The organism is Paenibacillus sp. FSL K6-2524 (assembly GCF_038005525.1).
GTDB classification, from domain to species: Bacteria; Bacillota; Bacilli; order Paenibacillales; family Paenibacillaceae; genus Fontibacillus; species Fontibacillus anaericanus.
The window spans coordinates 1,171,874-1,194,737 of record NZ_JBBOSP010000001.1 but is presented as its reverse complement, the minus strand read 5'-3'; the positions used below and the strand labels follow the sequence as shown (position 1 = coordinate 1,194,737).

At 42.9% G+C, this 22,864-nt stretch carries 16 protein-coding genes and 1 pseudogene; 4 read left to right on the top strand and 13 right to left on the bottom strand.

Going from position 1 to position 22,864, the window contains the following annotated elements; translation table 11 throughout:
- Positions 1-193: 193 nt before the first annotated feature.
- The 3 genes from NST85_RS05245 to NST85_RS05235 all read left to right on the top strand — a co-directional run bounded on the left by NST85_RS05245 (position 194) and on the right by NST85_RS05235 (position 5,514).
- On the top strand, positions 194-1,963 hold the full coding sequence (locus NST85_RS05245) for an ABC transporter ATP-binding protein (protein ID WP_341188740.1): 1,770 nt from the start codon (positions 194-196) through the stop codon (positions 1,961-1,963).
- Complete coding sequence (locus NST85_RS05240) at positions 1,956-3,737, top strand: ABC transporter ATP-binding protein (protein WP_307401410.1); 1,782 nt, start codon at positions 1,956-1,958, stop codon at positions 3,735-3,737. The genes NST85_RS05245 and NST85_RS05240 overlap by 8 nt, the downstream gene beginning before the upstream one ends.
- Before the next feature lie 370 nt (positions 3,738-4,107).
- Entirely contained in the window at positions 4,108-5,514 is a 1,407-nt protein-coding gene (locus NST85_RS05235) for a tetratricopeptide repeat-containing diguanylate cyclase (RefSeq protein WP_341188739.1), read from the top strand.
- 80 nt (positions 5,515-5,594) lie between these two features.
- Here NST85_RS05235 and NST85_RS05230 read toward each other — a convergent pair whose 3' ends face one another.
- The 6 genes and pseudogenes from NST85_RS05230 to NST85_RS05205 all read right to left on the bottom strand — a co-directional run bounded on the left by NST85_RS05230 (position 5,595) and on the right by NST85_RS05205 (position 14,877).
- Positions 5,595-5,999 carry a hypothetical protein gene (locus NST85_RS05230; protein WP_341188738.1) on the bottom strand — a complete coding sequence of 135 codons (405 nt, stop codon included), beginning with the start codon at positions 5,997-5,999 and terminating at the stop codon, positions 5,595-5,597.
- Positions 6,000-6,064: 65 nt separating this feature from the next.
- Positions 6,065-10,054, bottom strand: coding sequence for a carbohydrate-binding protein (locus NST85_RS05225; protein WP_341188737.1), 3,990 nt, complete (start codon positions 10,052-10,054; stop codon positions 6,065-6,067).
- A 345-nt stretch (positions 10,055-10,399) separates the two neighbouring features.
- On the bottom strand, positions 10,400-12,085 hold the full coding sequence (locus NST85_RS05220; RefSeq protein WP_341188736.1) for a hypothetical protein: 1,686 nt from the start codon (positions 12,083-12,085) through the stop codon (positions 10,400-10,402).
- Between the two features lie 384 nt (positions 12,086-12,469).
- A complete protein-coding gene (locus tag NST85_RS05215) occupies positions 12,470-13,033 on the bottom strand; it encodes a GNAT family N-acetyltransferase (RefSeq protein WP_341191073.1) in 564 nt (187 codons plus the stop codon).
- 222 nt (positions 13,034-13,255) lie between these two features.
- Positions 13,256-13,840 (bottom strand): annotated as a pseudogene (locus tag NST85_RS05210) (aminoglycoside phosphotransferase family protein); the annotation flags it as partial.
- A gap of 119 nt (positions 13,841-13,959) precedes the next feature.
- Complete coding sequence (locus NST85_RS05205) at positions 13,960-14,877, bottom strand: AraC family transcriptional regulator (RefSeq protein ID WP_341188735.1); 918 nt, start codon at positions 14,875-14,877, stop codon at positions 13,960-13,962.
- 507 nt (positions 14,878-15,384) lie between these two features.
- Here NST85_RS05205 and NST85_RS05200 point away from each other — a divergent pair.
- Positions 15,385-16,737, top strand: coding sequence for a uracil-xanthine permease family protein (locus NST85_RS05200; protein WP_341188734.1), 1,353 nt, complete (start codon positions 15,385-15,387; stop codon positions 16,735-16,737).
- Positions 16,738-16,911: 174 nt separating this feature from the next.
- Here the strand turns inward: NST85_RS05200 and NST85_RS05195 are convergent, their stop codons facing one another.
- The 7 genes from NST85_RS05195 to NST85_RS05165 are packed head-to-tail and all read right to left on the bottom strand — an operon-like array spanning position 16,912 to position 22,821.
- Positions 16,912-17,631: a 5'-methylthioadenosine/adenosylhomocysteine nucleosidase gene (locus tag NST85_RS05195; protein WP_341188733.1), complete on the bottom strand. Its 720-nt coding sequence runs from the start codon at positions 17,629-17,631 to the stop codon at positions 16,912-16,914.
- 57 nt (positions 17,632-17,688) lie between these two features.
- Positions 17,689-18,459 carry an SDR family NAD(P)-dependent oxidoreductase gene (locus NST85_RS05190; protein ID WP_341188732.1) on the bottom strand — a complete coding sequence of 257 codons (771 nt, stop codon included), beginning with the start codon at positions 18,457-18,459 and terminating at the stop codon, positions 17,689-17,691.
- Between the two features lie 5 nt (positions 18,460-18,464).
- Positions 18,465-18,926: an S-ribosylhomocysteine lyase gene (locus NST85_RS05185; protein WP_307401388.1), complete on the bottom strand. Its 462-nt coding sequence runs from the start codon at positions 18,924-18,926 to the stop codon at positions 18,465-18,467.
- A gap of 24 nt (positions 18,927-18,950) precedes the next feature.
- Positions 18,951-20,174 carry a M20 metallopeptidase family protein gene (locus NST85_RS05180; RefSeq protein ID WP_341188731.1) on the bottom strand — a complete coding sequence of 408 codons (1,224 nt, stop codon included), beginning with the start codon at positions 20,172-20,174 and terminating at the stop codon, positions 18,951-18,953.
- Positions 20,175-20,227: 53 nt separating this feature from the next.
- A complete protein-coding gene (locus NST85_RS05175; RefSeq protein WP_127192959.1) occupies positions 20,228-21,064 on the bottom strand; it encodes a MetQ/NlpA family ABC transporter substrate-binding protein in 837 nt (278 codons plus the stop codon).
- A gap of 25 nt (positions 21,065-21,089) precedes the next feature.
- Positions 21,090-21,776: a methionine ABC transporter permease gene (locus tag NST85_RS05170; RefSeq protein ID WP_307401382.1), complete on the bottom strand. Its 687-nt coding sequence runs from the start codon at positions 21,774-21,776 to the stop codon at positions 21,090-21,092.
- Entirely contained in the window at positions 21,733-22,821 is a 1,089-nt protein-coding gene (locus NST85_RS05165) for a methionine ABC transporter ATP-binding protein (protein ID WP_127192961.1), read from the bottom strand. Before NST85_RS05165 ends, NST85_RS05170 begins: the two co-directional genes overlap by 44 nt.
- Positions 22,822-22,864 lie beyond the last annotated feature (43 nt).

Genomic DNA, 22,864 nt, shown 5'->3' with positions numbered 1-22,864 from the left:
GAAATTCTCTATTATTCTAGCTCTTGATGTGCAGAATTTTCAGTTATAGTCCCGATAACTTATTGTTATAAAAAATAGGTACGACATGGGTTCACACCTCCAATTTAAGTGGTATAATCACTTTAATTTGTTGAATATATAGCAAAGTTTTTTTCAACAAGAGTGTAATAACAAACAGAAATCAGGTGATCAGATGTTCGAACTAAAATGGCTATGGCAAAACCTGCAGGGTGACAGAACGAGGTATATTCTGGCTCTTTGTCTCTCGGTGGTGGGCTCCGCGCTCATGATCGTGAATCCGTACATAGGTCAACGCATTGTCGATACGTTCATAGCCAACGACAACGCGGTGCAAAATTTAACACATGAGCGTGGGCTGCTCATTACGCTCTGCTTAGCCATGATTGGCTTTTCCCTACTTCGTACAGGGTTAGCCTACTTCACAACGATGCAGTACGAGCGTTCCTCCCAGAACATGCTCTATCGCGTCCGCATTTATCTGTTCAACAAGATTCAGGGGCAGGATATGCATTATTACGACCATAACCGTACCGGTGACCTGATGACCAAGATGACAGGTGATCTGGACATGGTGCGGCACTCCATGGCTTGGATCATCAAGACGATTATCGAATCACTTGCGATCTTCATCGCCGCTGTCATCTATTTCTTCACCATCGATGCGCAGTTGACGTTGTGGCTGCTGATTTTGGCACCCCCGATTTTTATCGTGGCTTATATCTTTGCGAAGCGGGTTCGCCCTATGTATACCGACCTGCGTGAGCGGCTATCGCAGCTCAACACCACAACGCAGGAGAACATCGCGGGAAACCGGGTTGTTAAGGCTTTCGCACGCGAGGAGTACGAGGTCGAGAAGTTCACGGATAAGAATATCAGTTATTCCAAAGCTAACAAGACAGCCGCACTCGTATGGCTCGATTACTTTCCTTACCTAGAGACCCTTGCGCAAGCCTTCAATGTAATCTTAATGCTGGTAGGTGGTCTGTTTGTCATGAACGGCCGGATCACCTTTGGTGAATTCGCTGCCTTCTCTTCGTTGATCTGGGCCATTTCCAACCCCATGCGCAACATCGGCATTATTATCAACGATATTCAACGCTTTTTCGCCAGCTTAACCAAGATTGTTGAAATTTACTACGCGCGTCCAAGTATCGTTAACGAGCATAACCCTGTAGACAAACGCCGTTATAAGGGCCGCATTGAGTTTGAGAATATCAGCTTCAAATACGACGGAGTCACGGTTCTGCACGATGTCAGCTTTACAGTGGAACCGGGTGAAACCGTCGCCATTATGGGTTCGACAGGTGCAGGCAAAACAACGCTCGTTAACCTGATTCCACGTTTCTATGATGTGTCTCACGGACGCGTGCTGGTCGATGGCACCGACGTACGTAAGCTGGAACTCGATGAGCTCCGTGGTAACATTGGCATTGCAACTCAGGATGTTCTGTTGTTCTCAGATACGATCGATGGAAACATCTCCTTTGGTAACCCTGAAATTCCTGAAGAGGAAACGAAAGAATATGCCCGGCTCGCTGCTGCGCACGACTTTATCACGAAAATGCCTGAAGGATATGACACGATTGTAGGGGAACGTGGTGTTGGCCTGTCTGGTGGGCAGAAGCAGCGTATCGCGCTTGCTCGCGCCTTGGCGGTGCACTGTCCGATCCTGATTCTGGACGACACCACCTCCGCCGTCGATCTGGAAACCGAGGAGCACATTCAGAAAAGTTTACGTGAACTTGACTATCCTTGTACCAAGATCATCATCGCTCAGCGCGTGTCCACTACTGCGGAGGCTGACCGTATCCTCATTCTCGAAGAAGGACGTCTCATCGAGGAAGGAACTCACGCTGAGTTACTAGCAAAGCGGGGTTATTATTACGAAGTGTTTAAGCTACAGAACGAGGGCATTGGAAGGCAGGTGACCGATCATGGCTAGAAATAAATTTGACATCGATGAAGATCTGGAGTCGCCATTTGATATTAAGCACTTTCGGCGCGCGTTAGTCTACATCAAGAGTCAGAAAAAACCGATGATTGTTGCGTTTGTGCTAAGCGCACTATCGGCAGCCATTGCGTTGTCAGCACCACTCATCATGCAACATGTTGTCGACGTGACTATCCCGGCGAAGGCGGCACTCCCCCTAGTAGGATGGTCAGGACTGATGCTGGTGACGATTGTAGTTAGTGTCTATCTGGCAACGATCCGCTCACGTATCATGACGAGCGTTGGTCAGGACATTATTTTTGATATCCGTACGGATCTGTTCAAGCATTTACAGGAACTTCCGTTCAAATATTATGATGATCGTCCACAGGGCAAAATTCTGATTAGGGTCGTTAACTATGTCAACTCGGTATCAGATGTGTTATCCAACGGTATTATCAACTTCATTCTTGAAATCGTGAATCTGATTTTTATTGCTGCTTTTATGTTTGCCGTAGATGTTCGGCTCTCGCTTGTTATTCTCGCGGGACTCCCCGTCTTCCTCGCCATCATGCTGATGATCAAAACCCGGCAACGGCGGGCATGGCAAGCGGTATCCAACAAGAGCTCCAATATGAACGCATATCTGCAAGAGAGTATTAGCGGCATCCGTGTGACGCAAATCTTCTCCCGAGAACAACGTAATGAAGGCATCTTTACTCGCCTATCTAGCAATTACCGTACAGAATGGATGCGTGCCTTGCGGTATAACGCCTTAATCCCGTTTAGCGTTGACAACTTGGCTACCATTGTCTCTGCCTCGATTTATCTGGTAGGACTACTGGCCCTTAACCCAAAAGATGTGACTTTTGGTGTCATTCTTGCGATGGGAGCCTACGCGTTTCGTTTCTGGCAGCCGATTCTGAACCTGTCGAATCTGTACAACAGCTTTATTAACGCCGTAGCTTACCTTGAACGTATTTTCGAAACGCTTGACGAACCGGTAACTGTTAGTGATGTGCCTGATGCGAAGGAACTACCTCCTATCCAGGGCAATGTGTCCTTTGATGAGGTTACCTTTGCTTATGACCCAGGTAACAACATTCTCGAGAACCTTTCCATCGACATTAAGGCGGGAGAAAGTATCGCTCTGGTAGGTCCAACAGGCGCAGGGAAAACAACAATTGTGAACCTGATCTCGCGCTTTTATAATGTGACCGATGGTATAATATCGATCGATGGCCACGACATCTCGCAGGTGACACTTAAATCTCTGCGTAGCCAAATGGGCATCATGCTCCAGGATAGCTTTATTTTCTCAGGTACGATTCTCGAAAATATTCGTTACGGTCGGCTTGATGCCACGGAAGAGGAAATTATCGCCGCCGCGAAGACCGTATGCGCCGACGACTTCATCCGTGAATTTGAACAGGGCTACCAAACAGAGGTCAACGAACGCGGCTCGAAGCTGTCACAGGGACAACGTCAGCTTATCTCGTTCGCACGGACGCTCTTGGCCGACCCGCGCATTCTCATCCTGGATGAAGCCACTTCGTCGATTGATGCCAAGACCGAGCGGCTACTTCAGCAAGGCCTGAACGAACTACTTAAAGGACGGACCTCATTCATCATCGCGCACCGTCTATCCACCGTCAAAAACTGTGATCGCATCATGTATGTGTCCGATAAAGGAATCGCGGAATGCGGATCTCACGACGAGCTAATGGCTCTTGGCGGCCTATATTACAGGTTATACTCGGCACAAAAGATGGAGATAGAAGATTAATATAGTAGACAATAAAAAAACACCTTTAAGTTGAAAATACGAGTGTTGTAAAACACTTGTATAACTTGGAGGTGTTTTTACATCGTGGCGTTCTTCGTTCAGCTACTTCTTATTCACGTAAGAAAAACCGTACTGATTCAATATGCCGCATAACGATTACCTCCTTGTATGTGTCTTATATATGAGTCGTGAGACATGCATATATAGGAAGTGAGTCGACATGTAAAGGAGTTGTGAAATTTCCAATACGGATAACCGGGACATAGGTAATTAGGTTTATAGTGTAAAAGGGTATATTTAATATTATAATGATAAAATTACACATCATAGAAAGATATCTTCTTTATTTACTAGGACTAGGAGTGGCACTATGGCAGAAGATTTGATGCTTTTACAGGAAAAAGTAACATTGCTTAGATCTGAGGGAAAATACAAGGAGACCATCGAGGCTTGTCATAATCTTCTTGAATGGGGTATGGCAGCAAATGATCATAAATCCGTGTTAGTCGCACATCTTAATAAAATAGCTTCTTATTATTGCATTGGCGATATTGAAGAGGCCTTCAACAATATTAGTACTTATAATGAACTTTGTAATATATATGGGGACGAAATAGATAAGTTAAACTTATACAATATTTTGTTTTTACTTTATGAATTTAATAAGGATTTCAACAAGGCAAAGGCGACACTCGAAGTAATTATTGATTTAGCAAAAAAGCTGAATAAGTATATCATTATCAGTAATGGATATAGCAATTACAGTCATATATACTATGCTGAAGAAAACTATGAAGCCGCTTTAGAAATGGCTCAAGAAGGACTTGATACGGCTAAATTGCTAGAACCAGCAAGTCCAATTTTAGAACTAAGAGTGAAATTAAACATAGCTAAAGCACTTATCGGGCTAGAGAACTTTGAGGCCTCGAAGTTGCTGATTGATGAGATGATTAATGATCCTATTCTAGATTCTTTTTTAAGAGAAAAATCCAATTGCTATGATCTACAAGGAAACTGGTACTCCAAACAAGCATTATATAGAGAAGCATTCGAATCTTATACAAAGGCTAAAGATCTTGTGGAAAGCTACAATGATGTCTATTTGCTAAAAACAATTCAAGCCGAAAGATGCAAATTATGTGACCTAATGAATGATGTACAGCTTGGATATTTAGTACAAAAAGAATACATATCAATCCTTAACCAAATTAGTAATAGAGAGTTGGAGCTAGTTGCTCTACGACTAAATATAAAGCACAGCATAACGGACATTGAGAAAAAGGCTAATACCGACTATCTAACCGGTTTATACAACCGGAAATATATTGAGCACATAGCAAATCAATGGTTAGAACAAGCATCTATAACAAACGACAATATAGTATGCATAGCTTTTGACATCGATAATTTCAAATCTATTAATGATACATATGGTCACCTATTTGGTGATGAAGTCATACAACAAGTGGGTAAATCTTTTTCTGAAAAATTCGGAGAACATGATTTAATCGGCCGCTATGGTGGAGATGAATTTATTATTATTTCAAAAAACATATCGCTTCAAGATGGAAAAATTAAGGCTGAACAAATAGAAGAATCCTTTAAATCCATTGAAATTATGAAGAACGGTCTCTCCATTTCGATAACAGCAAGTATTGGAGTTTCGGATAACTCAGGCGGAACTGTACTCACTTTTACAGACCTATTTCAAAAGGCTGATGTAGAACTTTATAAAGCTAAATTGCTTGGAAAAAATCAGATTAGCTGTAGGAGTTAGAGTTTCATCCCACTATCCCCAAAAGGAAAAAGAAAAAGAGAAAAGCGTAAGCTCTTCTCTTTTTTTATATCAATTGATTCTCATAATTTTTGGACATCAAGACTTTCAGGATCAATACAATACACTTGCACTTCTAGTGCATCTATAAGCCTTTTTAGATATATTCTTTCGCCATTATAAAGTTCTTTCATTTCCTTATGTTGTAACGAATCCATACTAATCAATATCGCTTTTTTAATACATGTATTTGTTCCGAATTCACTTGAATAACTATCCAAAAATTTGGATTTTGACAGAACTTGATAATACGTGGCTATCTCAAAAACACATCTTAACATGGTCTCCTTGTTTTCTTTCACTTTTAATTCGATCAAAAAAATACTTTCATCTGCTATTGAGATTATATCTATCTTAACGTCTGGAGAAGATAAATCGAATGAGGAAAGAATAAAAAAAGATGACTCCTGACGTATTCCAGGAGCCATCTTCTTTCGCCTTAGGCACTTTTTATTAAATGTCTACAACTCATTAAACTTGATGCGCCACACATTTACCAATTATTACCTAAACCCCTGATGACCGTGAAATTTGGACTCTTATCTTCGCCGTAAATCGCGCGAACCCCAGGGTTATTCACCTTTACATTCGTAAAGCTTGCTTGACCAACAACCGGCCCTTGTCCTTGCTCGGCGCTAGCAACAAGTTTGATCCCATAGCGGCTCGGGTTGTTGATGTTGACATTTTCTATGCGGATGTTCTGCATAGGGAGGTTTTCTGGCGATTTGGTCTGGAACATCAAGCCATAGTAAACTGAATTGTTAATGTCTATGTTCTTGACCAGAATGTTCTTGAGAGCTCTGTCTCCTCCGAAGAACCAAATAGCCCCAAAGTTTTGGTATTCGTTAATTTTGTCATCCGCACCCACACTGGTCCAGAAATCTCCTCCCGTTCGATCTAAGGTCACGCCGTCAAACACCGTGTCCTTGTCACCAAATCCTAACGTGTTGTATCCAAAGCTCAAACTGCTGATTGTAATTCCCGGATAAGTCAACGTATCCGCAGCATAGAGGTTTTGGAACAAGTTATCGGAACCTCCGTATGCCGCGAATGCTGCCGCTCGTCTTACGTTTGTTGCGGTCAGATTGGTGTACTTATTCCCTACATTGTAAGAGCCGCCAGCATCAATCGCGCTAAACAGGGCGAATGCATCGTCTCCGGCTCCTCTGGAATAATTGTTATCAATCACGTTATAGGACGATCCGTTTGTCATGTTAATACCGTCTGCAAAGGTATTTTTGATTCGATTGTTTTTAAAGGTATTGTTAGAAGAATTGACCCCCCAGTACAAGCAGATGAAATGCTCGACCCAAATATTCTGGACGGTTACATTCTTCATTCCGTTACCGTCGATAAATTTACCAGGTCCATCCGTTCTATAGATATAGTTCCCCCATGCTGACAAGTCTCGTATCGTTGAACCATCCGCCGTAGAGCTGATATTAAAGCCAATATCGGTATTGGTTTGATTTGTCGGAGCTACCAGCTTGGTATGCCATGGGCCGGCGCCAATAATCTCAGTCGCTCTTCCGTATAAGAAAATTTTGTTACTGAGCGTCCATTCACCGGCAGGAATGAAAATTCCTTTCTTCGTTGAGTCCTGTCTGAATTCGTTCAACGCCTGTTCAATCGATTTCGTTGCCGAAACCTCAACATATTTGCTCGGATCGGGATTGGAAGCAGGTGCTGCAACATTCTCTGTTTCAAGCATATCCAAATAGATCCACGGGACATCGCCGTTATCTTTTTGGATCTTTATCTTCGTTCCGGCAGGGAACACCTCGTCAAGTAGCAGTTGTGAGTCTTCATAGAGCCAATAAGCGGTTAACCCTGCTCCTGCCTGATTGTCATATCCCAGTCGGCCCAATGTGCTGGGGGTCGCATAGACATGAGAGAACTTGGATGTCACTGTAAAGGCACCCTTTTTCACACCGTTGGCATAGATACTAACAGTTCCCGACGTATTCTCGGCTACTGAGCTGCGAAGCACAAAGGCGTTGGCAGGTGAGGTTAGTGTATATTCTACATATTCACCCGTAGAATCAAGATATACAGCAGACCGGCCTGAAGCTTCGCCAGCATAATCACCCGGCTTGAAGTTTGGAGCTAGTATCGTTCCGTTCGTCTGGTTAGAAGTTGATTCCGCCTCAATAATTGTAAACGGCATATTAGCTCCACGCCCAATATAAACCCTGTTTGTGTTTATATTGTTTTCTTGTTTCGCCAGGATTTCGTTATCATCCGGAGTTACGGTAGCCGTCACTGTGTAGCTGCCGTTGGCAGCAGTCCATGTGCCCATAGTAACATTCGCCGATCCCCCAGCAGGTATCGCCCCGTTTAACGTACCATTTAATGAGAGAACCGTGTTTCCCTGACTGTTCTTAAGCGCAAGAGTAACGTTATGCGTGCCGCTCGTGGTAGCAATATTCCCCTGATTCTTTAGATTCACCGTATAGGTTACGGCATCTCCGGCACTAGGGTTGCCCGGGGACCAGATTGCTAATGGTACAAGATCAGCGCTCGGAACCTCACTTACAATCAAAGGGGTGGGATGAGTATAGCTGTTATTGGTCTTATCCAATTCCACAATGCCATTATTCTCATCAACTTTAGCGCTAACCGTATATGAAGCTGCGATTTTAGCGCCAATATTAACTGATACATTTTCGGAAGCGCCCTGGGCCAATTGGCCGACAGTAGTAGTTCCCGCCAAAACGTTATTTAAATAAAAGTTAACCGCTGTTGCAGGAGAAGGTGCCGTACCCATATTTCCAACCGTTGCCGATAAGGTAATAGGTGCGGTTTCATTAGGAGAAACCGGGGCCCAAGTGAGACCTGAAAACGTAAGGTCCGGATTAGGAGCAGGCGTTCCGAAGATCTGGAATTCTGCTATCTGGCCTGCTGAAGATCCGGAATTGCTCGTAAAGACGAGGCGTACTTCCGCTGCACTAGCCGTGAGCGGAATCGTCACTGTATTTCCTGTTGCAGGATTAAACGTATAAGACGTAGCCGGCACCAAATTGACGAAGCTTGAGGCGCTCTGCTCGCGACCTAACACCTGGATATTTTGCGTGCGGGTCCCCCATGAAGATGATGGATTCAGCTTGAGTACAATCGAGTTAATACTCGCATTCGCCCCAAGACTGACGGTTAAATTGTTCGGATATGCGTTGGATGCACCCTCCCAGTAGGTATTCGTGTTACCATCGTTGGCATTGATCGCAACAAAGGTATGAACAGTGGAAGATGCCGTAATCGGTTTATTCAGAGCCAGATTCGTTCCACCGACGACAACTTCACCAACACGTGTAACAGTATTACTGCGAGTGGACGAGTTACCTGCCACATCCTTGGCGATAACATAATACGTAACACTCGCACTCGGCGGCTGGTTATCGGTAAAGGTGAGCGTGGTGCCATTCAACGTGCCTTTTAGCTGATCGTTCGCATAAATTTCGTAGCTCTGCACGCCTACATTGTCCGTAGCGGCATTCCAAGTCAACAGGATCGTTCCCGTCGTAGGCTGCGCATACGCCAGGTTACTCGGTGCGGTAGGCGGTTCTATGTCTGCACCATTCGATTTGTTGAAATTGATCCAGTTGAAGTTAAATCCATTTCCACTCGCATAGACCTGAAGCGTTTGTAAGCCTGCGCTCAGCGGTACTTCCGCTGTAACCGTTTGCCAAGTTTGCCAGGCTCCTGTATTTGGTACGGAAGTCGTAGCCAACGTTGTCTGTCCCGAGCGAAGCTGGAGTTCTCCCGTATTTCCACTGCTGGCCACTCGATATTCAACGGTGTAAGTACCCGTCTCCGCGACATTTACGTAATAGTCCAGCCAATCACCTACGTCAATCCAACCAACGTTCAATCCTCCCCCTACATCGGATGTCTGCTGCGTTTGAACGCCATTCATAGCATCCCAATTTTCAGCTTCTATTTGTCCGGGGATCGGCTTGGCAGTAGGCGCAGCAGTTGTTCCATAGATCTCCACTTCGGACAGTTGGGCTGCCGCCCACCCCGTATTTGCAGTGAAAAGAACTCGCAAGATTTGCGTATGGGTCGATGGAAAGTTAATCGTTACGGTATTACCTAACGTTTGGTTAAACGTATATTCTGCAGTATCGACTATGGTTGAGAAATCTGTTCCATTTGTGCTGCCTTGGATGGACAAGGTTTGCGTTCTTGTCTCCCAATTAGTCGGAAGCTTCAGCACAACTTGATCAATAGTTTCAGAGTTTCCAAGATGAACCTGAATCCATTGCGGGAATGCATTGTTCGTACTTTCCCAATACGTTCCTTGATTCTGATCTTTAACGTTATTTGCCACGTATACATCACTATAGCCACTTGCAGTTACGTTCTTGCCGACTGCGAGGTTTGGACCACCTGCAGCAGAGACTTTAATGTTCGATCCAATACTAGAAAAGAAGGCCGAGAGAATAATGGCTACCGCTAACGAGCAAACGACAAACTTATTTCGCATCTTATTCCTTCCTCCTAACAGAGTAATGAAACAATTTCGGACATTACGACAAATACGATCATTCTTACTGTTTTTATTCTGTGACTTGCTACTCACTCTTCTGCAGCAGAACAATGATAACGCTTACAATAATCAATTGTTTATTAATTCCCTCCTTCCATGAGAGCTTGTTTTCCTGGTGTAATTTTATTTTAATGTTACATTTTGGAAATATTAAGGTGTGTTGCAACACTTAATATGTCAATTACTATGTATTTACATATTCTGTTTTTTTCCTTAACAGTAAGTGGCTCAATTAAAATAAACTAGAGGGAATATTACCCTCTAGTTTATTAGACTTATTAATCAATTTAACGGTATCGAATAAAACAAACGATTTCCATTGCTGTTGGTATACCAAATAATTTTGTTGCCACTAATGATGGGACTGCATTCTGATAATACAAAATCCTTGGTCTGAATGTCGCCGATGGCTTTCCCATTCCCATCAATCAGAACATATTTCAGGTCACCAGGATGATTATCTTTACCAAATTCCTGCCATAGCACCATCATCTTGTTGTCTGATATTTTCACCAATTTAGGTATGGAAGCGACTAGGTTCGTGCCTACATATTTAGCCAAGGTGATATGATTCACTGCAGTGCTTGTCTTTGGCAATACATTAAGAATGATATCCCTTTGATCTTTCTCCAAACCAACCATCTCATAAGACGTATACTCCTTGACAAGCGAATGGTCAATGGTATTCATTGCGACAATATAGTTGGCTGCAGACATTTCAAACCCGCCTATAGAAACTCCCGTGGTGTTCGCTCCGATTTTACCAGGGATATCAAACAAGTCTACCTCACTATAGCTGGTTCCGTTTGCTTTATTCAGCACAATCGAACGGGGATAGGCATCACCGTGATCAACCAGAACATGATTACTTCCATCAAACAATACATACTGATCAAAGGAATGACTTACATGATTCTCTTGGAATTTCCCCATATCGTTGGTTACGGTCATGGTTTTGGTATTTACGATAATGGTGAGCTGGGATTGATGATTTAATTTATCCTCCGTCGTGTATCTTGTACGTGAAGTGTGAAATACAAGCGTATCCCCAGCTTCAGCCATCCTACCTGCGCCTGCATCAAAAGGCTCTACTGTATAGCTCTCCCCACCCTTTATGGAGACACTATCGATTCTATTGAAGCTTTTATCATACCGGACGATACGAATTACTTCTTTCTTGTCATCCTCTTCTCGGTTGTCTTGTCCAAAAGCAATATAGTTATACTTCTCCCCACTGTAGAAACCACCAAACAGCGGTAGCTCGTAGGGAATACTCTTGTTTCCACTTAGTTCATACTGTTCATTATATGTTTCAATCGTAACATCCTCATTCGCCTCAATGACACTTACAGTCCCATCGTTATTATTCACAAGATATGAAGCAACTGTACTTTTCCATCTAGGAAAATAAGAAGATTCTTCGTTATTCTTGGCTTCAAAGGCCGTCTTAACACGGTAAGTGTGATCTGAGGTTTGGGAGAATAGTGATATTCGATTGGACTCATTGTCATATTCGATATCAAATGGAATCTTGCTCGCCAAATCTCTCAATTGAAAATAATTGTTTCCATCAATATTGTATGCCGTAATCAGCTGCAACTGCCCATTCACCAGAACTTTTGAGGTTGAGAGCGAGGCTGAATAATTTCTATTGCGACTATAATAGTTGCCGCCATCTGTTTCTTCAGGAGTATAGGCTTGCCCTGTTATGATCTCTATAGCGTTATTTTCTTTATTCCAAGATATATCAAATTGACTCGTAGTTCCTGTGAAATACTCCGCTAAATCACGCAGTCTAAAATAATTGTTATTCGAAATATTGAATCCATTAAGACTCTTCTGTTCTCCATTAAAATATGTACTGCTCTCTGTCACCTTAGCATTCACAGTATTGCTCGCATAGGTTGTAGAGCCCAGAACCGGTGTAATCAATAATAAAATAAGTAGCAAACTAAACATCTTTTTCATTCGTCGTTGCCTCCATCTGTTGTTAGTAATCGAAAAAAATCTTCGTATTTATCTAATGCTCCTTATATTTATCGGTAATTTGCCTTACTTCCTTAATTACTAGAGCTCTATATCCTTCGAGTAGCGACGGCCAAGACCCCTATCCGGCTTGCGGATAGGGGGGGGCTCAATGAACAGTTACTTTTTCATTTGGAATTTTGAGTTATCGGAATATTAGACTTAAACTCTTTTATTTCGAATGACCACTTACTATTAAATAACATCACTAAACTAAAAACGCTGATAACGATAATCCCAATTATAATTGAAAGGATGATGGTAACTTGTCGTTTCATTTCCCAAGAGCCCCCTTTTCAAATACGATGGCATCCTCATATGTTACGACTAATAGTCCTCTTTTAGAATACTGTATATTTCTATATCGATAATTCCTTTACCTGCCCATAGTGTTGCTTGTCTTAATGCTCCTTCTTTGATGAAGCCATTCTTCAGCAATACCTTCTTAGAAGTCTCATTTTGAGGCATTACTTCAGCCTGAATTCTGTTGACGTTGACATCCATGAACAAAAAATCGAGCAATATTTTTACCGCTTCAGTAGCTATACCTTGTCCCCAATTCGCTTCGACCAAAAAGTAGCCAATCGTCACTACGTTTACCTTTTGATTAAAGTCGACAGCTTCAATAATCCCTAGCAGCCGATTGGGTTCAGCGATTGAAAATATCCCCCACTTCACCCTAGACTTTTTATTATAATCTCTCGCAAAATGGCCGATCATATTTTTCACCGTATCTTTATTGTGTTTGGGTATAATGCCACAGTATTCAAATACTTTGTCATTATTATAGATTTCAAAAACCTCATCAAGATGAAGCTCTTCAATCTTCTTCAATACGAAATGTTCTGACGTAAGGATTGGAAATTGCTCAAAAACTGCTTCTAAGTTCATTCCGCCACCGCCCCCTATGTTCTTTTTTATCGGAATATCTCTAAACTCTAACTCCCTTAAGAATGAGTTATTTGTTATTAATTCTTTTACCCTCTCTATTGTATTAGATCGTTTGGGTACACCACCGTTTCTATTAAGCAATATCCATCTAAGACAAGCCAAAGCTTCAAAAACTTCAAGTTCTTTCTGCTCAATATCATTTTCTAATAGATAAGCTGAACGAAACACATGTGCATATCGCTCCGAAATGTATATTTTTTGTAGAGTAAGAGACCACGCAAAATCATATCTTGAATCCCCTAATTGTCCGTTCGTCCAATCGATTACGGTATATCGGTCATTTTCCTCTACTATGTTTCCCACATGGAAATCACCATGAATAATACGATCTTGCTGTATTTGAATGATTTGAACCAGAGAAATTAATGCACTATTTAAGTCATCGTGTTCCCTTACCCCAGGAAAAAAGTAATTAGTGAATTCGTACTTGGGAAGATGTATATCTCCGAGCTCTTCGACATGAATTTGATGTATTCTTGATAATATCTTCGCAATATCGATCACTTTCTTTTCATTCACTTGATGAACAGGCATTCCGTCAAAGGTTGTTAGCAACACCGTATCTTCGTTTGGATTTATCCCCCAGCCCACTGGCTTAGAGACTGATAATCCTCTTTCAGAAAGGGTATTCAATAAATGAAATTGAAAACGAACATCAGGTTTGGAACTCTTATTCCATACCTTCAATACAAAGCTCTCTTTATCTGAACTTATCTTCGTAACTTCAGCTTCAAAGCCATGATCCATTGAATGAGTGGTTAAGGTTTCTTCTTGATTTAATAAATCATCCATTTTTTCATTTTTTTCTACCCAGTCCACGATACCTATGGGGGTTCCCAGAAATCATCTTCCTTCCATACGGTTATTTATATTCTCTTCTTGATCGGTATGTATAAATCGACCTTACATTTCCCTTCCTTATCCTTCGCAGGGTCATTCATACAGAATTCGAGGCATGGTCTATCGTCAGCTTCATACTCGCTATTCGGCAACCAGAGGCTGAATACACTTTGATAGGCGAGAACAAATTTTTCTATTGTGTCGTAGTATTGATATAAAGCATACATTCCACCTTGTAGCGTTTTAAATTGTACATGCATCGTATGCTCGTGTTTCTCAAATTCACTTGGCACGGTAACACAAGCATCGTATCGACAAGCGTATTCCTCTACGAGATTCCCATCATCCAAGGAGATTCCAATAAAAAAATGAGGCTTCGAGGAAAGTCCCTGTTGGTATGCCCAACGACCTAACTTATCCCATGCAACATGGGTATCTAAATATCTCCCCACATGTCTTACATACGCCACTTCATATTCTGGAAGCTCTTTAATGGTTATCATATTCTCCCACGCTCTTTTCAAAAGTTGATTCTCTCTGTTTCTATTGTAATCATGAGGAGGAGATACCTCTCCTTGCTTATTGCTGAAGTGTGATGAGAAATTGCTATTCTTTCTGCCGCTATTTCTAACGTCACTTGGTGTTTTGCCATAGTACTTCTTAAAAAGGGCATTAAAGGTTGACACCGATTCGAAACCGCATTCATTCGATATTTGCAAAATGGGCATTGCGGTTTCCACCAACAAATACACAGCCTTTTGCACACGCACTTGATTTACAAATGCTACTGGAGTCACACCGACAATAGATGTAAATATTCTAGCAAAATGATATTTCGAAAAATTAGAAACGTCAGCCAATATATCAAGACTGAGTTTTTGATTACTATTTTCCTCTATGTATTTAATTACTCGATCCATTCTATCTTTATAGTCATTATTCATTTTTCACATTCCCCAATTACATTTTGAGTAAACTACCAAAATTATACACCGCATAAGGAACTCATGGGCGTTCACATAAAAATAATTCTGTTCTGGATTGTAACGGAACTAGGAGACGTTATTCATCATTAATTATGCATTGGAGATAAGGGCTACTGGTTCCTTTAGACTGATGTCTGAATGCGTCAATCGCTGACTATATGGTTCGGGCGTTAATTTTAATCATATATTCCAGCAGTTGGATAAAACTATCCAACATCCTACTATTCGCACGATAACATTCGCCTTTTACTATGGACATATCACTTTTCACGGATTATAATAACAAATGTCGCTTCAAAAAACGAACATTAAGTCAATTGTTGTCGACTAATATATGCATTTAACCGAACCGTAGTAGTTAAAGTGATTGGATACATGTTATGTACAAGATCGATATGATAAGTACGATGCAATAGTTCATTCAATTATAAATATAAAAACAGAAAATTCGAGGTGTGCATCTAAGTGAAAACACAAGCAGACAAGCAAGATAACGCTCAAGTGAAGCCCCAACATTTAACTGTCTTACCCGATGAGAAGATTTCATTCGCCAAATCCACCATCCTAGGTCTACAACATGTATTAGCCATGGACGTCTATGTAGTTCCTTTTCTTATTGCGATGTTAATTGGTTTAAGCCCCAATCAGTCAAGCGCATTGATTCAATCTACGTTTATTGCTGCTGGGCTTGCAACGATTGTACAAACATATTTCTGTATGAAACTACCTATGGCCCAAGGTCCTTCTTATGTTCCACTAGGTGCTATCGTCACGATTTATGCCGATAGTGGTGGTGGGGAATTAGGTTGGAGTTCGGTGTTAGGTGCCAGCTTAATTGGTGCGATCTTAGTTATTATCTTGGGCTATACTGGAATTTTCAATAAGATAGTTAAATCATTTATCCCACCTATTGTAGGGGGTACGATCATATTCATTGTAGGTCTTTCTCTATTGCCTGTTGCTATCAGAGACAATATTTATGGCGCCACTGACGCTACAATCAATCAAAACGTATTATTAGCCCTTATTTCAGGTGCTGTACTTATACTCTTCGTCATCCTAGGTTCTTTGTTCCATACTAAAGGATCGATATTCCGAATCACTTCCGTGATGATCGCATTAATTGTTGGATGTATGGCTGCAAATTTTATGGGCGTCTTAGATTTCTCAGCCGTTCAGAACGCCAAGTGGTTTAGCATGCCTCAGCTACCGTTTAAAGATTTTGGATTTTCATTCGACTTTTCTGCTATTATCACGATGGTCATTATATATATCGTACTGTTGGCCGAAACAACAGGTACTTGGTTTGCCATCAGCAACGTAATTGATAAACCGTTAACGGATAAAAATATAAACCGAGGTGTTATTGGAGAAGGGATCAGCTGTCTTATTGCTGCAATGCTTGGTTCAACTCCTGTTACAGGCTATTCAACTAATGCAGGTATTATTTCCATCACAGGTGTTGCAAGCCGCCGAGTCTTTCTTGCTGTAGGCGGATGGTTTGTCCTCTTCGGTTGTTCAAGTAAATTAGCCGCTTTAATATCTTCGATTCCAACAGCCGTAATCGGCGGCGTATTCGCCATCGTCTGCGGAATCATCGCCATTAACGGTCTGCAAGTGATGAAAGACGTAACCATTGGCGAGAAAGAAATGTATATCATTTCGATACCCATGATCTTAACGTTAGCGTTAGTGCTCATTCCTAAAGATTTCTTATACACTTTACCTACTTTCGTGCAATATTTATTGGGATCACCTATTCTAGTTGCTGCGCTGGCAGCGATATTATTGAATAAATTATTACCGAACGCAAAGTAAGTTATAAACGAAGGAATTAAATCAGAGGGTACTTCCCCCTTAAAGTCATAAGTAATCTAAACGGGGCTGACCTCAAAGGCTACAATTCATGTATCCTTTGGGGTCAGCCCCGTAGTTTATGGAATTTTATACAGCTACATTCACTTTGTCTACACGCTCAAGCACTGTTCGTAGTTAAGTAAGTGCTAATGAGGTCAACTGACGTAAGAAAAGCGCTGCGAAATGAGAAGAAGTATCCGCCGCATAATGCAAGTTATCCGTAAAACTGTTAGTTGAACCTTCCTCTTCCCCTGCAATATCGGAAACCGCCTTGATGCCTATAACCGGAATGCCGTATTGGTCAGCTGCCTGTACAATCGCCAGCCCTTCCATGTCAGACACCTTCACATCCGGAAAATCATGCTGAACCTGCTCGACTCGCTGATGGCTGCTCATAAAAGAATCCAGCGTCAGCACCAATCCGCGATCTATAGCATAGGAAAACTCGTGGCTGGCGATCGTTTGAATCACGATTTCCAACCACTTGGCTGCCATGGGATAAGCTGCCGGCATTTGAGGAACCTGTCCCTTCGCATAGCCAAAGCAGGTCGCGTCCACGTCACCATATTTAAACTCAGTTGCAACAACCACGTCGCCAACTTTCAGATTGTGATCAAAAGCTCCCGCTGATCCGATGTTAATAATCAACTCAGGACGATATCTTTCAATCAAGATAGTTGTGGCAACTGCGGCGTTTACCTTGCCAATGCCGCCTTCGACGAGTAGCAACTCCTGCCCATCCAATACAGCCTCTTCGATCACGACTTTGCCAATTTGCACTTTATTCAGCAGATCCGCCTTGGCACGCAGCGGACCTATCTCTTGCGCCATTGCGGCAATAACGGCAATCTTCATATAAATTCATAACTCCTTGCGTAAGTTGCTATTCTTATTGAAATCTTGCGATACCGTCTAATGCATTGTCATTCCGCCCGTCACATTGATCGCTTGGCCTGTCATGTAAGCAGCCAGCTTGCTCGCTAGAAACACTACAACACCCGCGACATCCTCCACTTCAGCCGTACGGCCAAGTGGAACTTGTGAACAGTCTTCTTCATAAATCTCCTCGGCTGTCATACCGCGGATGGCGCCGCCTTCAATACGTTCCCGATGCTTCATCGGCGTCTCAACGATTCCCGGGCAAACCGCATTAACCAGAATACCATCCTTGGCGAGTTCAACAGCCATCACTTTTGTAAGTCCAAGAACCGCATGCTTGGAAGCACAATACGCTCCCATCGCCCGATAGCCATTCTTGCCAGCCTGGGAAGCAATCTGAATGATGCGTCCCGGTTTTTGAGCATCGACCATGGCCTTGGCAAAATGTTTGGAGGTCAAATACAATCCAGTTGTATTGATGGAGAACACTTTTTCCCAATCAGACAGCTTGCTGTCGATCACATAATCCATCGTAGAGGTTCCAGCGCAGTTCACCACGATGTCAGGAACACCCGCCTTGTCAAACACAACCGACAGCCATCTTTCCACATCAGCCGACTGGGACAAGTCGAGTCGCGTTTCGATCAAATGTGTATGAACAAGCTGGTATTCCTGCTCAATGGTGATATCTGCAGAAATCACGTTAGCCCCTGCTATCAGCAGTTGTTCTACTACGCCTTTGCCGATTCCTGAACGACCTCCAGTCACGACAGCTAGCTGATTGGATAAATCTATGGTAATCATCGAAGCTACACAATACGCTCGAAGGCGTCGCGGCTAATACCTGCTTCTAGCACAATTCTGGCATATTCCTGTGCCGAAAACAGTGAATGATCTTTATAATTACCGCACTGCAAGGCCGTGACCGCAGGTACTTCCGTTGTCTCCAAGATACGCTTTAACGTTTTTTCAAGTGCAGAAGCAATTTCTTCCGGTTCATGCTCGTTCCACAAAATCATATAAAAACCAGTTCTACAGCCCATTGGGGAAATATCAATAACACCCGTAATTTCATCCCGCAAATAGGTGGCCAGTAAATGCTCCAAGGTATGTACCGCTGCCGTCGGCAACGCATCCTTATTCGGTTGCAGGAAACGCAAATCATACTTTTGCACCGTGCTGCCCTTCTCGTCATGTTCCAATCCCGCTACTCGAACATAAGGAGCCTTGACGATATTGTGATCCAGTTGAAAGCTTTCGATTTCTGCCATAATGAACATCTCTTTTCTGTTAGTTTATTGGGTAGTTACGGGCTGTTCCAACACAGCCAATTCTGTTACAAGACTAAGGAAATAGGCAACACCATTCTCCAATACGGCTTCATCAATTCGAAATTTAGGGTGATGAAGCGGATAAACGGCGTCCAATGCTTCATTTCTTGTCCCCACAAACACCATTGTCGCAGGCACAAGCGCCGAGATAAAGGCAAAATCCTCACCTGTCAACGATGGCTGGACAGTCGTGATGCGGTCTTTGCCAAGGTGATTCTCGATGGCGCTCGCCGCAAGACGAGTCGTTTGATAATCATTGAACAACGCCTGGGATGGTGGTTCCTCTGGCGGTAAGTCATCAGTCTCAAACCGGATGTGAAAATCTGCTCCATAAAGGGCAGTCACATGCTTTAATGTTTGAACCAGGTGCGCCTTGACCTCCTGCAACAAATTCACATCCAACGTTCGTAATGTCCCACCAAATTTCGCCTGCTGGGAGATCACATTATTGTTTCTTCCAGCGTTGAAATAGGTGACAGACATTAGTTTGGGTTGTAGCGGATCGGTTTTGCGTTCCAACAGCTGTTTCGCTGCAGTAATCGCCTGAATGGCCACGTTAATCGGATCATTTGCTTCCTCCGGCTTGGCCGCGTGTCCGCCGCTACCCAAGATTTCCACGTCAAAAGCTTCACCAGCCGCCATCAACGCGCCATAACCTATACCATATTGGCCTATTGGAATGGAAGGCGAGACATGAATGGCATAGACCTGATCGACATTCTGCAAAATACCTGTACGGATCAGTTCCCTTGCGCCACCGCCTACCTCCTCTGCGGCTTGAAACACGAAGAGGATTGTACCTTTGATCTGCTTGGCATGTTCGCCCAGAATCTTCAGAACGCCTAGCAAAATCGCAGTATGCGCGTCATGTCCGCAGGCATGCATGATGCCATCCTTGACTGATTTGAAGGCCAGATCATTGTCCTCTTGAATCGGAAGTGCATCAATATCAGCCCGCAGCAAGATAGTCGGCCCTTCTCTTGCGCCATCTAGATGGACAACAACACTTGTCGGTGTTGGCCGTGTAATCACCACAGGCAGGTTCATGTCTTCAATTTGTGCCACAATATACTGCGCAGTATCAAACTCCTTGAAAGATAATTCCGGATGCTGATGTAGATAGCGACGCCACTGAATCAACATATCGGTATGCTTCTTAATTTCCTCTGCAATACACCACTCGCTCATATGCTGTTCCTCCTATCTGTTGCTGTATGCCTGCAGATACTTGATTGGTTGCATTACTTTTGATAGTCCCATGCAGGAATTAAGCCGCCCTTATATTCATCCAGCATCGCCTTTGCAACATTGTCTTGCCGGTAAGCATTCACGATTTTTAGGTAGGTTTCATTGTCTTTGTCTTCCGATCTTGCTACAAAAATGTTGATATACGGTTTGATATTCTCGTCATTGGCATCGACTGGAATCGAATAGATCGCATCTGTGATTGGGCTCAGTCCATTATCAATCGCCATCCCGCTATTGGTAATACCAGCAGCAAGGTCAGGCAACAAGGAAGGTATCAGCGCAGGATCTGTTTCAATAATTTCCAGATTGAATTTATTCGCTGTAATGTCCTGTACGGTTGGCATATAGCCCTTGCTGGCATCCACCTCAATCAACCCGGCACGCTCCAGCACTTTCAGCGCTCGGCCCGCATTTGTCGCATTATTTGGAATAGCAATCTTGTCCCCGTCTTTGATCTGATTCACATCAGTAATTTTTTTGGAATATACGCTAAGCGGCGCTACCAACGCTTCACCAATTACGGCAAAGTCATATCCCTTGTCCGCTACTTCTTGTTCGAGAAAAGCATAATGTTGGAACAATGAGAAATCCAGTTCTTTATCCGCTAATGCCTGATTGGCAATAATTCCATCCGTAAATGAGACAAACGAAAGTTCAACTTCTACGCCTTCTGCCGCCAGATTTTCCTTCACAGCGTCCCAAATGACTTTTTGCGGTTCCCCTACAACCCCGATTTTTACAATCGAAGCTTCACCGTCCTTCTTGCCACCACATCCTGTCAAGATTACAGCAAATACTAACAATACGCTTACCCATAGTCTGAATTTCATATTCTCGTTTCCCCCTCAAGTTTGTTTAATAGTATGTAGTCTTTCGTAGAACACTTTTCCCCACCAATTCAATGATGCTTACAATAATCAACAAGGCAATGACCGAAATATAGGTCGCATCAAGCTGATTTCGCTGATAACCATACATAATCGCAAAGTTCCCAATACCACCGCCGCCAACTACCCCGACGATTGCGGACAACCCAATCAAGTTCACACTGGTAATGGTTGTGGCCCGCACAATAGCTGGAATACTCTCTTTCAAATAAACATGAATGATTAATTCATTCGCACTCATGCCCATCGCTTTTCCTGATTCTACTAATCCAGGATCGATCCCGCTCAGTGCAGATTCGATTTGACGGGAGAAGAAAGGGGTGATGCCAACCACCAGTGGGAAAATCGCACCTGTCGTGCCAATTGCCGTTCCTACCAGCAGTCGGGTTAACGGAATAAGCAAGGCAATCATAATGATAAATGGAATGGAACGCAGTACATTAATGACCTTATCCAGTAAGTAGTAGACCCATTTATTTGCCAGAATGCCATTGGGTTTGCAAACCAGCAGAACAATACCAAAAAACAAACCAAGTACAAACGAAATGCAACCTGCGATAGCAAACATTTGCAAAGTCTGAAGAACAGATTCATAAAAAACATCGGACAATTTAGACACATTCGGCAGCAATTTGTTGATCACTTGATCGAGCATCCCTGATCACCTCCACGGCAACATTTTTTTGATGTAAATAGATCAAGGTTTGATTAATGCTGGCTTGTTCGCCGCTCAGGACCGCGACAAGCCCACCGAGCAGCATATCATTTACAATCTCTATATCACTGGCAATAATATTAAAATCCACATAGAATCTTCTGGAAACCTCTGAAATCAGTGCTTCCGAGACTGTTGTTTTGGTATAGGTTAATTTCAGGATGACCTGGCCTTCCTCCAGTTGTACCAATGGAGAGTTCACACGAATCAACTCATCCACTTTGCTCAGATTAGACGTAGTTTCCAAAAAGGTCTTGGTTAACGGCTCTCTTGGATTGGAGAAGACAGAGAAAACATCGCCCTGCTCCAGAATCACACCTTGGTCAATAATCGCCACTTTGTTACAGATTTCCTTTACGACCCCCATCTCATGGGTAATCATAACGATCGTAATTCCCAATTTTCGGTTCAAGTCTTTTAAAAACTGCAAGATGGACTTGGTTGTTTGCGGATCAAGCGCACTGGTCGCTTCATCACACAACAATACCTTGGGATGATTGGCCAGAGCACGAGCAATCGCTACGCGCTGCTTCTGCCCGCCACTCAACTGCGACGGATAGGCATCGCGCTTGTCCCGAATGTCCACCAATTCAAGTAAATCCATAATACGTTCCTCTTTATGCTGTTTGCTTAATCCACTGTTTCGAAGTGCCAACGCAATGTTGCCGTAAACAGTGCGGGAAGGCATCAGATTGAATTGTTGAAAAATCATGCCCACCTGCCTACGGAAGCCTCGCAGTTCTTTGCCCGTTAGATTGCTAACAATCTGCTTATCGATGATCACTTCGCCGCTCGTCAGGCTCTCAATCCCATTAATACATCGAATCAAGGTAGATTTGCCAGCACCGCTGTAGCCAATAATGCCAAATATATCGCCCTTGTCCACCTCAAGGTTTACATCCTTCAATACTTCAATAGCAATTGTATCTTTATAGAAGCTTTTCGTTACCTGTTTCATTTGGATGAAGCTTTCTTCTCCTGACATTTCGCTGTTCCCCCCAAACTTATGCCTGTCTATGATGAAACAT

Bases quoted from the DNA above. Each gene is read 5' to 3' on its own strand.
- NST85_RS05245 (WP_341188740.1), top strand. From the start codon at position 194: ATGTTCGAACTAAAATGGCTATGGCAAAACCTGCAGGGTGACAGAACG.
- NST85_RS05240 (WP_307401410.1), top strand. From the start codon at position 1,956: ATGGCTAGAAATAAATTTGACATCGATGAAGATCTGGAGTCGCCATTT.
- NST85_RS05235 (WP_341188739.1), top strand. From the start codon at position 4,108: ATGGCAGAAGATTTGATGCTTTTACAGGAAAAAGTAACATTGCTTAGA.
- NST85_RS05230 (WP_341188738.1), bottom strand. From the start codon at position 5,999: ATGGCTCCTGGAATACGTCAGGAGTCATCTTTTTTTATTCTTTCCTCA.
- NST85_RS05225 (WP_341188737.1), bottom strand. From the start codon at position 10,054: ATGCGAAATAAGTTTGTCGTTTGCTCGTTAGCGGTAGCCATTATTCTC.
- NST85_RS05220 (WP_341188736.1), bottom strand. From the start codon at position 12,085: ATGAAAAAGATGTTTAGTTTGCTACTTATTTTATTATTGATTACACCG.
- NST85_RS05215 (WP_341191073.1), bottom strand. From the start codon at position 13,033: ATGAACTTAGAAGCAGTTTTTGAGCAATTTCCAATCCTTACGTCAGAA.
- NST85_RS05205 (WP_341188735.1), bottom strand. From the start codon at position 14,877: ATGAATAATGACTATAAAGATAGAATGGATCGAGTAATTAAATACATA.
- NST85_RS05195 (WP_341188733.1), bottom strand. From the start codon at position 17,631: ATGAAGATTGCCGTTATTGCCGCAATGGCGCAAGAGATAGGTCCGCTG.
- NST85_RS05190 (WP_341188732.1), bottom strand. From the start codon at position 18,459: ATGATTACCATAGATTTATCCAATCAGCTAGCTGTCGTGACTGGAGGT.
- NST85_RS05185 (WP_307401388.1), bottom strand. From the start codon at position 18,926: ATGGCAGAAATCGAAAGCTTTCAACTGGATCACAATATCGTCAAGGCT.
- NST85_RS05180 (WP_341188731.1), bottom strand. From the start codon at position 20,174: ATGAGCGAGTGGTGTATTGCAGAGGAAATTAAGAAGCATACCGATATG.
- NST85_RS05175 (WP_127192959.1), bottom strand. From the start codon at position 21,064: ATGAAATTCAGACTATGGGTAAGCGTATTGTTAGTATTTGCTGTAATC.
- NST85_RS05170 (WP_307401382.1), bottom strand. From the start codon at position 21,776: ATGCTCGATCAAGTGATCAACAAATTGCTGCCGAATGTGTCTAAATTG.
- NST85_RS05165 (WP_127192961.1), bottom strand. From the start codon at position 22,821: ATGTCAGGAGAAGAAAGCTTCATCCAAATGAAACAGGTAACGAAAAGC.